This window comes from Streptococcus sp. OH4692_COT-348 (assembly GCF_003859975.1).
In the GTDB taxonomy this organism is placed as follows: Bacteria; Bacillota; Bacilli; order Lactobacillales; family Streptococcaceae; genus Streptococcus.
The window spans coordinates 1-370 of the sequence record NZ_RQZB01000066.1; the positions used below are offsets into that span (position 1 = coordinate 1).

The 370-nt window shown below is 34.9% G+C and carries 1 protein-coding gene; it reads right to left on the reverse strand.

All coding sequences use genetic code 11. The annotated features are described in order from the left end of the window. Positions 1–193: hypothetical protein (locus EII37_RS10925; protein ID WP_221620945.1), on the reverse strand; the 193-nt coding region annotated here is incomplete at its 3' end. Positions 194–370: the final 177 nt, after the last annotated feature.

Sequence of the window (370 nt, forward strand, 5' to 3'; positions counted from 1 at the left end):
CCATTTCTCCGATTCCGTTAAGCTCGTATCTTACGTTTTTACCTAGCCCAATCATAGAAAACTCATCAAGTCTTGACTGATTAATTCTCTGTTTAACTGCTGGTAAAACGATAGGCTTTATAACATTAGCTTCTGCACCGTTCTTCTTCTTAACAGTCGTTTCTACCTGTAATGTAACTTGTGAGAATATCATTAAATACCTCCATAATACATTAATTCTTGCAAAGAAGCCAAACGTTTCATTTCAGCATTTCGCCATTGTTCTGCTGGTTCATCAACAATATTAAGCCGACAATAACAAGAGATAAAGTCTTTCACTAATACGCTTGTTTCGTCAGCTTTAATACCATTTTTTTCTAGCAACTTAATA